Source organism: Nostoc edaphicum CCNP1411 (assembly GCF_014023275.1).
Lineage (GTDB): Bacteria > Cyanobacteriota > Cyanobacteriia > Cyanobacteriales > Nostocaceae > Nostoc > Nostoc edaphicum_A.
In genome coordinates this window covers 7415786-7428605 of the sequence record NZ_CP054698.1, presented here as the reverse complement: position 1 = coordinate 7428605, position 12820 = coordinate 7415786, and the positions used below count along the sequence as shown (strand labels likewise).

Below are 12820 nucleotides of genomic sequence, written 5' to 3'. Positions count from 1 at the left end.
AAGGGGGGTTAGGGGGGATCTAAAAGTGCCTAAAGTCACAGCGAAACACTTTTCAAACATACTCTTAGAGGATTGGAGATTGGGCATAGAGTATTGCACTAAAAAGGCAGTTATTGAGCAGGGAGGAAGTTTTAGCAAGTCTTTCCCCAATGCCCAAACTTAAAAAACTGCCAATTTGGCTGGAGTGGCAGCAAAGACAGATTATTCTATGTATATAAGTTAGTTCTCAATCAGGCATAAAACACTATTCCCGATTAAGCAATACAGCAAAATTTGAGCGATACCTTCTCTACGAGACGCTACGCGAACGGTGGGCTACGCCAACGCCAGTAGAACATCATCCTATAAATATAGGAATTACGCAAAACTATATGCTGTAGGAGCAATTCATGAATTGCCCCTACCTGAAAATCATTCTTTTCGGCTATTGTTTGCGTAAGCCCTGAAATCAATTAAATCCAGCAAGTTTTAGCATAAACAAACCAAATGTAAGCAGATTAAAGGCTAATCAATATAGTCACTGCCAAAATTATCATCCGTCGTCGTTGTATTGCAGATATATTGCTCAAGCCAATTCAGAAAACAGAATATGGTGGAATAAACTGATACACCTCGATTTAGATAACTTACATCAGGGTTAGCTATGAACTACCACATTTCTTCTTCTCAGAAAAATTTTCACAAAGCCATTAGTCCAGAACAATTAGAACAGGTTATGGAAGCCATTACTGATGGACGATATTCCTGGGCTTGTGTACTGATTTTGCGTTTCGTTGGCTACAATCCACTCCACTTTATTCCCCAACGAACTTACAGCCGTTTAATGAAAGACAATAGCCAGTTATGATGTCTTGCTGGATGCAATTGTCATCACCTATTCACAATCAATCCCCACCTTGTTATACCCATTCAATTAATGATTGCAAGACATCCTTGGGTAAAGACGCGATGAATCGCGTCTCTACAGATGGTCTATTTGTTGTATTTTTTTCAAATTGGTATTAGTACATTGTTCGCGTTAGCATCTTGCAGAGAAGGTGGGGATTTTCGCAATCCTGGAAACTCAAAAATTACGAATTACGTTAGCACAGCGTTAGTGACGTAGAAACGTCATTACAAATTACGAATTACTTATATTAAACCTAAGTTAATAATTTTTTCTAGTGCTTTCTCAAATGTTATGCCTTGTTTGATGGCGATATACAACAATACTATTGCGGCTGAACGAATTGAATTATCACAATGTATCAGAATTGGTTTGGGTAATTCAATTATCGTCTGATATATCTGGAACGTACCTTGATTATTAATATCTTCAGATTTAGTTGGGAGATTAACGTAGTACAATCCCAAAAGCTCAGTCTTCTGCTGTTCATCAACCAGTAAGCCTGTTTCGTCGGGCAAGCGTAGATTAAGTACAGATTTATAACCCTCATCAGCTATTTGTTTTAGCTGATATAGTGTAACTTGCCCTGCGATCGCTAACTCATCATTAATTTTCCTAACAATATTCATCAGCCGGATTAACCCCATTCTCCCGACGTTGCCCACATTTTAATCTTAGGAAAACAATTTGAGGAACTTGTGAGGGATTTGTCATTTTTCATTGGGCATTGGGCATTGGGCATTGGGAATTGGGCATTGGGCATTGGGTAAAACAGTTCCGAGTAAAGAAGTGAGATTTCCCACTCAGCACTCAACACTCAGCACTCAGCACTCAACACGACCCTCTGAATAGATTGTGTAAACTGCTCAATAATTCTCTGGCGGTATAGGGTTTTGATAAAACTGCTTGCACATTAGCATCAGTGGCTTGGGCAAACACCTCCATTGAGTTCAGTCCGCTACAAGCAATAATTTGAACCTGGCTATTCATTTTTTTCAAGGTGCGAATAGCGGTAATTCCGTCCATCTCCGGCATCATTATATCCATCAATACAGCATTGATTTGATGCTTATGTTGGGCATAAAGTGCGATCGCCTCTATGCCATTACTGGCAGCCAGTATCTTATAGTTATGGTTTTCTAAGATGATTGTGGCAATCTCCCGAATTTGCGCTTCATCATCTACAACTAAAATCAATTCTCCCTGTCCTGGGAGCAGTTCCATCTCTTCTATCTTGGACTCTTGGATTGCTTCCACAGCTGGTAAGAACAGGTTAAATTTGCTGCCTTTACCAACATTGCTAGACACTTTGATAAAACCATCGTGGCTTCTAATAATACCCAGCACTGTTGAAAGGCCGAGTCCCGTACCTGCATTGACTTCTTTTGTGGTGAAAAATGGCTCAAAAATTCTATCTAATATTTCTGGTGGTATACCAATTCCGTTATCGGCAACGGTAATCACGATGTAATGCCCGACTTTGGCATCGAGATTCATTCTGGCATAAGCTTCATCAATAAACTTATTTTCCGCAGAAATTTTGATGTTACCGCCATCTGGTAAAGCATCGCGGGCATTTACTACCAGATTCATCAGTACTTGATGCAGTTGTGTGTTGTCCCCAGCGATCGCCCGAATGTCTTCTGAAATAACTGTGGAAAATTCAATCGATTTGGGAAATGTCTGTTGAGCAATTTGGATAATTTCTGAAATTAGGTACTCGATTTGGATAATTGCCCGCTCTCCTTTATATCCTCGTGCAAAAGACAAGACTTGCTTTACTAAAGCTGCTCCGCGTCTGGCATTGCTTTCTACAAGTGCCAGCAGTTGCCCAGAACGCTCCTCGTCTTGGAAAAATTTTCCCTGTACCAATTGAGCCGCTGCCAAAATTGGTGTCAATACATTGTTCAAGTCGTGGGCAATACCACCTGCAAGGGTACCAAGGCTTTCCAATCGCTGGGTACGAAAAAACTGTTCTTCGAGTTGTTTCTTTTGGGTGATATCAGTATCAACAGTCAGGATAGATTTGGGTTCTCCCGCAGCATCGCGCATCAATGTCCAGCGGCTTTCCACAATAATTTTTTGACCGGATTTTGTAATTTTATGTAACTCACCTTGCCACGAGCCACTCTCAATTATGCTTTTGAGCGGTTCTTCTAGTTGCTGCTGAGTTCCTGCTGGATATAAAATCTCCCGGATATTTTTTCCTATAACCTCAGTAGAAAGCCAACCGTACATCCGCTCTGCACCTTGATTCCAGAATAAGATTTGAGACTGGAAATCTCGAACCAAGATGGCATCGGTGGCGATATCAAGTAGAGCGGCTTGTTCAAAGATTTTTTGTTCCGCTAGCTTGCGCTCTGTGACATCCCGATTTGTGCCGATCATCCGAATCGGCTGACCGAGTTCGTTATAGTAGACTTGACCTTTGCAATTTAACCAGTGCAAACTGCCGTCGGGCCAGATAACTCGATATTCTGTAGATCCCTTTCCTTGCTCAATCATGCGAGCGATGCTCGCAGCCACAGATTCGCGGTCTTCTGGATGGATGAAATTGAAATAGTCTTTAAAGGTTGGACATAAGGTGTTGCTCGGTAGACCATAAAGTGGCCCCATATTGGCAGACCAAATACAAGTATTAGCGATCAGGTTCCGATCCCAGATGCCCATTTGGGCTGCTTCGGTAGCTAAACTCAATCGCGCTTCACTTTCTCGTAGTGACTCTTCGGACAGTTTGCGCTCAGTGATATCTTCGGCGATGCCACCATAATACTGAACTTTTCCTTGGTGATCAGAGATAGCAAAGCCTCGATCCCAGATCCAGCGCATCGATCCATCAGGTCGCAAAATTCGATATTCTATTGAAACCGACTCATTAATAAGCTGTTGCTTTGCTGCAATGGTTAAGCGATCGCGATCGTCTGGATGAATGGTGTCTATCCATAACTCAGGTTGCTCCAATAGACTTTGGCAAGAGCGACCCCAAATCTTCTCATAGGCAGGACTAACATATAAGGTTCGGAATGAATCTGTGCTGGCGATCCAGATAACTGCGTGGGTATTTTCGGCAAAAGTGCGAAATTTCTCCTCGCTCTGGCGCAGTGACTCTTCTGCCAGTTTGCGCTCTGTGATATCTTCGGCAATGCCACCATAATAGTTAATTTTTCCTTGGTCATCATAGACAGCAAAGCCCCGATTCCAAATCCAGCGCACTGATCCATCTGGTCGCAAAATCCGATATTCTGCTGAAATAGATTGACTACCACTAAGCAGTTGCTCGATTGATTGGGTGGCGCGATCGCGATCGTCTGGATGAACGTTGTCTATCCAGGAGTCTGGCTGCTCAAAGAGATGCTGGGAAGAACGACCCCAAATCTTCTCATAAGCAGGACTAATGTACAAAGGATGAAATGAATCTGGGCTACCAATCCAGATCATTGCGTGGGTGTTTTCGGCAAAAGTGCGAAATTTCTCCTCGCTTTGGCGCAGTGCTGCTTCGGCAAGTTGGCGTTCGTGTAGCGCGGCTTGCTGTTCAGTAATATCTCTACCTACCCCTTGGATTTCAACAACTTCTCCTTTGTCATTATGAATTGCGATCGCATTCCATTGAAACCAGCGGATACCATTGACTGTCAATGCACGTCGCTCAAGATTAGTCAAGGGATGGAATGAAGACCCTAAAATTGCCATATCTTCCATCGCTTGAGGCAAGTCATCTGGATAAATGAACTGGAAAAATGACTGGCCACAAAACTCATCTTCTTTCCAGCCAAAGGTTTGACAAGCAGCCACATTGGCAAAGGTAATTTGCCCTTGCAAATCAAGGCGGATAATTATGTCAGTTTGGCTTTCCACGAGTTGGCGATAGAGATTTTCGCTGTGTCGTAATGCAACTTCTACGCGTTGGCGTTCGGTAATTTCTTGTTGCAACAGAACGTTGGACATGACAAGTTCTGCTGTCCGTTCCGCCACTCGTTTTTCTAATTCCTCGTAAGCTTGGCGCAGTGATTCCTTTGCCTGTTGGCGTAAGCGAAGCTCGTCGTAGACATCGCTAATATCGCAGATTAACCAGCGCCAACCAACAAGATCCCCCTCTGAATCATACATGGCAGCAGCTCTAATGCTAGCCGGGAAAATTCTACCTCCCCGTGGTTTGAGGTAGACTTCCCACTCCTGTATCTGCTGCCAATTATTCAGTCGGGTGGTAAAAGTCTGGTGATCTTGGCGAGTAATAAATAAAATTAATGGTTTGTTGACTAAATATTTTTGGCGGACAGCCAGCAATTTTGCTGCTGCTTGGTTAGCCTCTTGGATAATACCTGCGGCATCAGTTACCAAGTAACCATCTGGAGCAAACTCAAACAAATCCTGGTAACGCTGGCGTTCCAATTCTATTTGCTCACGGGCAACGGCCAACTCTTCGTTTTGTTCGCGCAGTTCTTCTTCTATTACATGGAGTTCTTCAAGAGCTTGCTGAAGTTCCTGATTAACTTCCATGATTTCAGCCGATTGTGCCTCAACCCATAGTTTTAAGTTATTTTGAGTTTGACAGCGGACTTGCTCTATCTCAATTGGCTGATTAACCGGCTGGAATTCATCTGTGGGTTTTTGTAAAAATTGCTGTAAACCTTCAACCACCCCAACAATTTTGATCAGGTCAAAGGCTTGTAGCAAGCTAGTCTGGGTAATAATTCCCAGCACTTGCCCGCGATCGTCCAAAACGGGCAAATAGTGAGTTTGATGCTGACGCAATAACGATAAAGCGGTGAAAATATCTTGAGAATCTGATTGTATAAGGGTAGCTACTGGCTGTGTCATCACTTCAGCCATTGTCATCGTGGATAAGTTTATTCCCGAAGCTATAAGACTAATTACATCTTTGTCAGTAAAAACACCTAATAATTTCCCACTCTCCAGAACCAAGACACAACCAGTTAAGACTTGATTTCTGGGGTTTAAATCCAACGAAAAATTGAAGCTTGTAGGTGCATAATTACTACATCTTTCCTGACTCATCAAGACAATCGCTTCAATTACAAAACTATCAGGGCTAATCGTTAATGGAGAACGATTAATAACATGATTTAAGCGAGGTAAGTTAATCAGTTGATCGTTGAATCGCATGGTTAATTTGTCAATTCTAATGATCTTTTTGATATCAGGACAGACTAGTAGAAGCTAGCATTCGCTAGAGGAAGTAAATTGTTGAAAATAGGGAACTCTTCGGTTTTAATAGGGAAAACATCACTTATATTGATAAATCTGCCCTGTAAATCTGATAAGACTAAATACAGGGTATATAGAACAAGTTAGTAACTAAACCAGGAAGTAGATAGAATTTTAGAGTCGCCAAACTCATTCTATTGTCAAATTAGAGATAGATGATCTGTTATCTCAAGAGATTACCTTAATTCCTAGTCTTGTTAGGATGAAATCTTTGAAATTAATCGATGATACGAAAAATAATTTAAGGATCTTGTGAAGAGATAGATCAAAAGCATTACTTAAGAAGTGTGTATAACTTTTATAGAATTATTAAGTATTTTAACTTTCCTCACAAGTTCCTCATATTCAAAGACTATAGTCAAAATATAGACAGATTGTTTTAAATATCTACGGGCTTCTCAACTGGCTGCCCTAATTTGCAATAACACTTTTATTCACAGGATTTGAGAAAAATATGAATTACTGTCCTTGCTGTTCAAGTGTACTTTTAGAACATATACGCGGTGCAGAAACTTACTGGTTTTGTCGCCACTGCTGGCAAGAGATGCCTATTTATAACTGGAATGAATCTAGCTCGTTTGCCGATGCTGTCATGGGAATACTACCTAAAAAAGCTCAAAAAGAAAAAGGTAGAAACACCACTGTTTACGTAAGGCAATGGCAATCTATCACTGAATGGATAGGGCTAGAAGAGTTGTCTACATAATACCAATTAGCTGGAATAGGTTAGTATAATTATTGTTTCTTGATTTCAGTAATAAATTGCCATAGAATGCGAGGCTGTAACCTACTAATTAAGTATTAACTGACACAAATATCAGTCGAAAAGAATGATTATAGACTTACGCACTGTACAAATTAATCATGGTATGTATTTACGAAAATAGGTCGTTTCATGCCTTTATTAATTGTTCTTTGATGATCGGTAAACCCGCGCTGTAGGGGCACAGCATTGCTCATTGGTGTCAACTTAAGCCAAAAATAGCGTACTGATTGGGTGTTGTTCACCCACCAGCCAGGGATTGTAAATCCCTGACTAATTGCTCAAGTCTACTGAAGTAGACTGAAAATTTTTGCGCTATGAAGTCCTCTTCAGAGGACTTTAGCTATGAGACAGGGATTTACAATCCCTGGCGGACGTGCTGGCGGACGTGCGGTTTAGCGTTAAGTTGACACCTATGAGCATTGCTGTGCCGCTAGACAGATATGGTTTTTCAAGCCCTGTATGCTTTCTATTTGGCGTCAATGCGTAAGTCCTAAGATGGTAGTTGTATTTACGCCGTGCTGTACTTGTAAACTGACAAACAAGTAATTTACAAACCCATTGAGTATAAAATTATCCGGTCATGCAGATGATCGGGTAAAATTTGCTTCAGCACAGCTCCAAGTTTGGCATCTTGTCCAACGAGATAGCGTGTCTTGGGTTGTTTTGCAGTGAGCGCATGAACAACAGCCTGAGCGACAATATCCGCAGAAATTCCTTTAGATGCGAGAATCTGCATTTTCTTACGTACAATATTCATCGCCTGACCATAAAGATTTTGTGCCGATTGTGGTAGATCCTGCTGTGCTATTGCAGATTGACTTAGGGACTTTTCCCAGATTGGAGTAGCGATCGCACCAGGTTCGATAATAGAAACTGAGATTCCCCAAGGTCGTAATTCCATCCGCATCACATCAGTGAGTGCAACGAGCGCAAATTTTGACGCATTATAAGCTCCCATGAACGGCGCAGGACTTCTACCAGCGATGGAACCCATATTGACAATTCGACCCCGACTTTGGCGTAATAGACCAAGAAATGCTTGTGTCACTGCTAATTGTCCGGTGACATTCACGAGCATTTGTTGTTGAAATTCTGCGATCGCTAATAATTCTAAGGGGCCAGGGACGGCAATTCCGGCATTATTCACTAAACCTAAAATCCCCGCACCACCGACTGCATTTGTTACCGTATCAACCGCAGCTGCGATCGATTCAGCGTCGGTAACATCTAAAAAAATCGGAATGAGCCTTTGTGATCCCTTCTGTTTCAGTGTTTGAGCATCAATCTCTTGACGTACACCAGCAAAAACAGAGAAGCCCAACTGGTCTAAAAGCAAAGCACACGCCTGACCAATTCCTGTCGAGGCTCCTGTAACCACTACTGTACGTTGATTTTTTACAACCATTAATTTTCTTTGATAATGGGACTGCCTTCTTTTATCAATCCTTGCAAATGCCAGCACGAAGGCAATCTTCGGTTTGGTCATCTCTAGCCGATATTTGCCACGGCAAGATATATGACTGAGCATTTGTACTGTAATCAATTAGAGCAGTTATTATGGGAAACTGGTTTTTGACAATTGGCACGTCACTACTACTTGTAGTACTTAGCTCAACATTGTATAAATAAACAGGCAATGCCAGCAGGGCAATGCAAATTGTCCGGTTCATACCCAACCTCAGCTAAAAATTTCCGATTGCGCTATGTATAGATGAGATGCCACCTTGATGAACCGGATTTTCAAAACTGAGTATTATATGTTGATGTTGTGTAAATTTACCCAGCGCTACTAGTTGTCTGTTTTATTAGTTGTGGTGGGTGAATAAGTTCGTAGTCAGGACTTTAGTCCTGGATTTTTAAGCACTAAAGTGCTTACTACAAACCATCAAAACTAGTTGGACAGACTACTAGCCGCAGAGACGTGATTTTTAAATTATCGGTTCCACCCTTTTTTAGGTTAGGCATTGCCTACAAGATGGCTTCCTACTAACTTATGCAGATGCAAGCCCAAAAAACAGGACAAAAAACCCACAGCACCCAAAAACATATCTTGGGTAGCTGCATTCCCCAGATAAAATAATGAAGAGTGCTGAGTTAAAATACTGCTCACAAAAAACAATTACAAAGAAGGCAGGAGGCAGAGGGCAGGAGGCAGGAGGAAAGAAGTATGAATAAAAACTAAAATTGCTGGGTCATTGCCCAGTTTAAAAGAAGAATTGTATCGAGATGCATAGCACGACTTGCATTGCGTCCAAGATTCAATGCCACGTTTTAAAACGTGGGTTCCTCCTGCCTCCTGCCTCCTATCTCCTGCCTCCTGAATCCTTACTCAGCAATCACTCAATTATAAATGTTGCCTACTAGCTGACTCATGACGCCTTCACAAGACGTAGATACTGTAAACGTTCCCAATCTCGATTCAGAAGGATATGGCAACTCAGACAATGATCCTCTTGATGAGTTGCCAGGTGAAATCGAAATGTCCCTTTTCGACCACCTAGAAGAGTTGCGACTGCGGATTTTCTATTCGCTGATTGCTGTAGCAGTGGGCATTATCGGCTGTTTCTTTGCCGTTAAGCCAATTGTCCAGCTACTTGAGGTTCCAGCACAAGGAGTAAAGTTTCTCCAACTTGCACCTGGAGAATATTTCTTTGTCTCCCTCAAAGTTGCAGCCTACACTGGCTTGATACTTTCTAGTCCTTTCATTCTTTACCAGATTATCCAGTTTGTAGTTCCAGGACTAACTCGCCGCGAACGCCGTTTACTGGGGCCTGTGGTTTTGGGTTCGAGTGTGCTATTTGGAGCGGGGTTAATTTTTGCCTATTTACTTCTTATCCCCGCAGCTTTGAACTTTTTCATCAGCTACGGAGCAGATGTAGTCGAACAACTTTGGTCAATTGATAAATATTTTGAATTTGTTCTGCTACTGTTATTCAGCACTGGTTTAGCATTTCAAATTCCCATCATCCAACTTTTGCTCGGTAATTTGAACATTGTCTCGTCTGAACGCATGATTTCTGGTTGGCGTTACGTAATTATGGGAGCAGTTGTTTTAGGAGCCGTTCTGACACCTTCTACTGACCCCCTGACTCAAAGTCTTTTAGCTGGAGCAGTTTTAGGGCTTTATTTCGGTGGTGTTGGACTGGTGAAGCTCACAGGTAAATAACAGATGGAATAGGTTACAGGTTACAGGTTACAGGAAATAGCTAAAAAGATGTTCTTGCTGAGTTTTTGACCAAATGTTTAGTAGCTATAGTGACTTTGAAAAAATTGAGATTCATGTTGGCAAAGTCATCAAAGTTGAAGAGTTTCCTAAAGCGAAAAAACCAGCTTATAAATTGTGGATAGATTTTGGTAATTTGGGCATTAAAAAATCTAGTGCCCAAATTACTAAACTTTATGAGCAAGAAGAATTAATCAACAGATTAATATTAGCTGTTACTAACTTTCCACCCCGTCAAATTGCCGATTTTATTTCGGAAGTTTTAGTCTTGGGAGTAGTGCTAGACGATGGAGAAGTTGTATTAATTCAGCCAGATAGAGATGTAGCAGTGGGCAAAAGAATTCTCTAGCATACTATGGTATTTTTGTAATTAAAATACTGTAAATATTAAGAAATTTATTAACATTAATGCAATAGCAGGTCATAATATCCATTCCGAAGTGCGTTCACCCAAATCTAGAGGAATGCTAACAGCCTTACCGAGCCGGGGGCGATCGCGTGTTTGGGCAATAAAAGTTTGTACCTGTGTTGACCCACCCAAGGCATGAAGATAATTGGCAATGCTATCGAGATGTTCTTGGTACTCCACCTCGCTCAAGGGAAAAGAAGCTTGCTCTAGATATTTCCACATTACTTGCAAAAATATCTTCCCCTGTGCCCGCCGGAACTGGACATCGTAAGAATATCCCCACTTATCAAGCAACATCTGGCGTAATTCCTGTCCTGTCATAGCTTTTCTCAATCAGATTTTACATTTAGTTATGATGTTAAGTTCCGTGACTCCAGTATGATAAGGATATAAAGAAATGTAATGCTAACAGAAAAGATGCTTTTTATATCTTGCAACAAAGAAGTATGGCATCGTTGTGAGCGCTAGCATTTCGACTTAGACAAGAGTTCCTCAAGTTACTAGTACTTTTGTCAAAATGCTTAACAAAATACACAAAGAGCGCGTAGATTATGGCTCAATTTTCTGAATCAGCAGACGTGCCCGATATGGGGCGTCGTCAGTTCATGAATCTGCTCACTTTTGGGACTGTCACTGGAGTAGCTCTGGGTGCATTGTATCCCGTTGTCAACTACTTTATTCCACCCGCCACTGGTGGCGCTGGTGGCGGAGTAACGGCAAAAGACGAGCTAGGTAACGATGTTAGCGTCGCTAAATTTCTAGAAAACCGGAATGCAGGCGATCGCAACCTAGTCCAAGGACTAAAGGGAGATCCTACCTATATTGTGGTAGACAGCAAAGAGGCGATCAAAGATTATGGCATTAACGCCATCTGCACCCACTTAGGTTGTGTCGTCCCTTGGAACGTTGCTGAGAACAAATTCAAGTGTCCTTGTCATGGTTCCCAGTATGACGAAACTGGTAAAGTTGTCCGGGGCCCAGCACCTCTGTCTCTGGCTTTAGCCCATACCAGCGTCAACGACGACAAAATCGTTTTAACCCCTTGGACTGAAACCGACTTCCGCACAGGTGATGCACCTTGGTGGGGTTAATCAGTGCTGAGTGCAAAGTGCTGAGTGCTGAGTAAGGGAGTGAAGAAGCAGAGGGGCAGAGGGGCAGAGGAGATAATAGTAACTCCTAACTCCTAACTCCTAACTCCTAACTCAGCACTCAGCACTCAGCACTCCTAATGACCAATGACTAATGACTAATTCAATTGTCGCCCTTATAGAGATGAGAAATGTTTTCCTAACAGCGAGGTTAACTCGCAGTGCTAGAGCGATTGTAAAAACATTGCTCATAGCGATCGCTACTGTGACATTTTACTTCACCAGCGATCTAGCACTTCCCCAGTCAGCTGCCGCCTATCCCTTTTGGGCACAGCAAACCTATCCCGAAACCCCCCGCGAACCAACAGGGCGAATTGTTTGTGCCAACTGTCACCTAGCCGCCAAGGTTACAGAAGTAGAAGTTCCCCAATCGGTGCTACCTGACACTGTATTCAAAGCTGTGGTGAAAATCCCCTACGATCTGTCCGCCCAGCAAGTTGGTGCTGATGGTTCTAAGGTTGGCTTGAACGTCGGTGCTGTACTGATGCTACCCGAAGGCTTTAAGATTGCTCCTGAAGACCGTCTTTCCGAAGAACTTAAAGAAGAAGTTGGCGACACTTTCTACCAACCCTACAGCGAAGGCAAAGATAACGTCGTCATCGTCGGCCCTTTACCCGGAGAACAGTATCAGGAAATCGTCTTCCCAGTTCTTTCTCCCAACCCCGCAACCGACAAAAACATCCACTTTGGTAAATATTCAGTTCACGTAGGTGGTAATAGGGGACGCGGACAAGTTTATCCTACTGGCGAAAAGAGCAATAACGCTGTTTACAACGCTTCCGCTACTGGCACAATTACCAAGATTGCCAAAGAGGAAGATGGAGACGGTAACGTTAAATATCTAGTTAACATCCAACCTGAATCGGGTGATGTTGTCGTTGATACGATTCCTTTAGGCCCAGACCTACTTGTTTCCGAAGGTCAAGCAGTTAAGACTGGTGATGCTTTGACTAGTAACCCGAACGTCGGTGGATTCGGTCAAATAGATGCAGAAATCGTACTGCAAGACGCTTCTAGAGTCAAATGGATGATTGCGTTCATCGCTCTTGTAATGTTGGCTCAAGTTATGCTTGTGCTGAAGAAGAAGCAGGTTGAAAAAGTTCAAGCTGCTGAGATGAATTTCTAAATTCTTTGCTAAATCATTATTTGTAGGACAGGCATC

General features: G+C 42.3%; 10 protein-coding genes and 1 pseudogene. 6 read left to right on the top strand and 5 right to left on the bottom strand.

The features are described from left to right. Nucleotides 1–643 precede the first annotated feature (643 nt). Nucleotides 644–844: pseudogene (locus HUN01_RS33600) on the top strand (HetP family heterocyst commitment protein); the annotation flags it as partial. 287 nt (nucleotides 845–1131) lie between these two features. Here the strand turns inward: HUN01_RS33600 and HUN01_RS33595 are convergent. Together HUN01_RS33595 and HUN01_RS33590 are read right to left on the bottom strand one after the other, a co-directional pair. Continuing rightward, nucleotides 1132–1515 carry a protein tyrosine phosphatase family protein gene (locus HUN01_RS33595; protein ID WP_181932932.1) on the bottom strand — a complete coding sequence of 128 codons (384 nt, stop codon included), beginning with the start codon at nucleotides 1513–1515 and terminating at the stop codon, nucleotides 1132–1134. 202 nt (nucleotides 1516–1717) lie between these two features. Continuing rightward, a complete protein-coding gene (locus tag HUN01_RS33590) occupies nucleotides 1718–6010 on the bottom strand; it encodes a PAS domain S-box protein (RefSeq protein WP_181929783.1) in 4293 nt (1430 codons plus the stop codon). Between the two features lie 556 nt (nucleotides 6011–6566). Here HUN01_RS33590 and HUN01_RS33585 point away from each other — a divergent pair. Beyond that, nucleotides 6567–6818: a hypothetical protein gene (locus HUN01_RS33585; protein WP_181932963.1), complete on the top strand. Its 252-nt coding sequence runs from the start codon at nucleotides 6567–6569 to the stop codon at nucleotides 6816–6818. Between the two features lie 607 nt (nucleotides 6819–7425). Here HUN01_RS33585 and HUN01_RS33580 read toward each other — a convergent pair. Both HUN01_RS33580 and HUN01_RS33575 read right to left on the bottom strand, forming a co-directional pair. Beyond that, nucleotides 7426–8283 carry an SDR family NAD(P)-dependent oxidoreductase gene (locus tag HUN01_RS33580; protein WP_181929782.1) on the bottom strand — a complete coding sequence of 286 codons (858 nt, stop codon included), beginning with the start codon at nucleotides 8281–8283 and terminating at the stop codon, nucleotides 7426–7428. Between the two features lie 34 nt (nucleotides 8284–8317). Then, on the bottom strand, nucleotides 8318–8548 hold the full coding sequence (locus HUN01_RS33575; protein ID WP_181929781.1) for a hypothetical protein: 231 nt from the start codon (nucleotides 8546–8548) through the stop codon (nucleotides 8318–8320). Nucleotides 8549–9249: 701 nt separating this feature from the next. On the opposite strand from HUN01_RS33575, the gene tatC reads away from it, so the two are divergent. Next, a complete protein-coding gene (tatC, locus tag HUN01_RS33570) occupies nucleotides 9250–10044 on the top strand; it encodes a twin-arginine translocase subunit TatC (RefSeq protein WP_181929780.1) in 795 nt (264 codons plus the stop codon). Nucleotides 10045–10117: 73 nt separating this feature from the next. After that, nucleotides 10118–10450 (top strand): tRNA-binding protein, encoded by a 333-nt coding sequence (locus HUN01_RS33565; RefSeq protein ID WP_181929779.1) that lies wholly within the window; start codon nucleotides 10118–10120, stop codon nucleotides 10448–10450. Between the two features lie 72 nt (nucleotides 10451–10522). Here the strand turns inward: HUN01_RS33565 and HUN01_RS33560 are convergent, their stop codons facing one another. Continuing rightward, nucleotides 10523–10831: a DUF3067 family protein gene (locus tag HUN01_RS33560; RefSeq protein WP_181929778.1), complete on the bottom strand. Its 309-nt coding sequence runs from the start codon at nucleotides 10829–10831 to the stop codon at nucleotides 10523–10525. 230 nt (nucleotides 10832–11061) lie between these two features. Between HUN01_RS33560 and petC the strand changes: the two genes are divergently transcribed. Beyond that, the gene (gene petC, locus HUN01_RS33555) at nucleotides 11062–11601 is read left to right on the top strand and encodes a cytochrome b6-f complex iron-sulfur subunit (protein ID WP_181929777.1); all 540 of its coding nucleotides are present in this window, start codon (nucleotides 11062–11064) and stop codon (nucleotides 11599–11601) included. Nucleotides 11602–11782: 181 nt separating this feature from the next. Further along, the gene (gene petA, locus HUN01_RS33550) at nucleotides 11783–12784 is read left to right on the top strand and encodes a cytochrome f (RefSeq protein ID WP_181932931.1); all 1002 of its coding nucleotides are present in this window, start codon (nucleotides 11783–11785) and stop codon (nucleotides 12782–12784) included. Nucleotides 12785–12820 lie beyond the last annotated feature (36 nt).

Excerpts from the sequence above, each read along its gene's own strand:
- HUN01_RS33595 (WP_181932932.1), bottom strand. The coding sequence starts at position 1,515 with ATGAATATTGTTAGGAAAATTAATGATGAGTTAGCGATCGCAGGGCAA.
- HUN01_RS33590 (WP_181929783.1), bottom strand. The coding sequence starts at position 6,010 with ATGCGATTCAACGATCAACTGATTAACTTACCTCGCTTAAATCATGTT.
- HUN01_RS33585 (WP_181932963.1), top strand. The coding sequence starts at position 6,567 with ATGAATTACTGTCCTTGCTGTTCAAGTGTACTTTTAGAACATATACGC.
- HUN01_RS33580 (WP_181929782.1), bottom strand. The coding sequence starts at position 8,283 with ATGGTTGTAAAAAATCAACGTACAGTAGTGGTTACAGGAGCCTCGACA.
- HUN01_RS33575 (WP_181929781.1), bottom strand. The coding sequence starts at position 8,548 with ATGAACCGGACAATTTGCATTGCCCTGCTGGCATTGCCTGTTTATTTA.
- tatC (WP_181929780.1), top strand. The coding sequence starts at position 9,250 with ATGACGCCTTCACAAGACGTAGATACTGTAAACGTTCCCAATCTCGAT.
- HUN01_RS33565 (WP_181929779.1), top strand. The coding sequence starts at position 10,118 with ATGTTTAGTAGCTATAGTGACTTTGAAAAAATTGAGATTCATGTTGGC.
- HUN01_RS33560 (WP_181929778.1), bottom strand. The coding sequence starts at position 10,831 with ATGACAGGACAGGAATTACGCCAGATGTTGCTTGATAAGTGGGGATAT.
- petC (WP_181929777.1), top strand. The coding sequence starts at position 11,062 with ATGGCTCAATTTTCTGAATCAGCAGACGTGCCCGATATGGGGCGTCGT.
- petA (WP_181932931.1), top strand. The coding sequence starts at position 11,783 with ATGAGAAATGTTTTCCTAACAGCGAGGTTAACTCGCAGTGCTAGAGCG.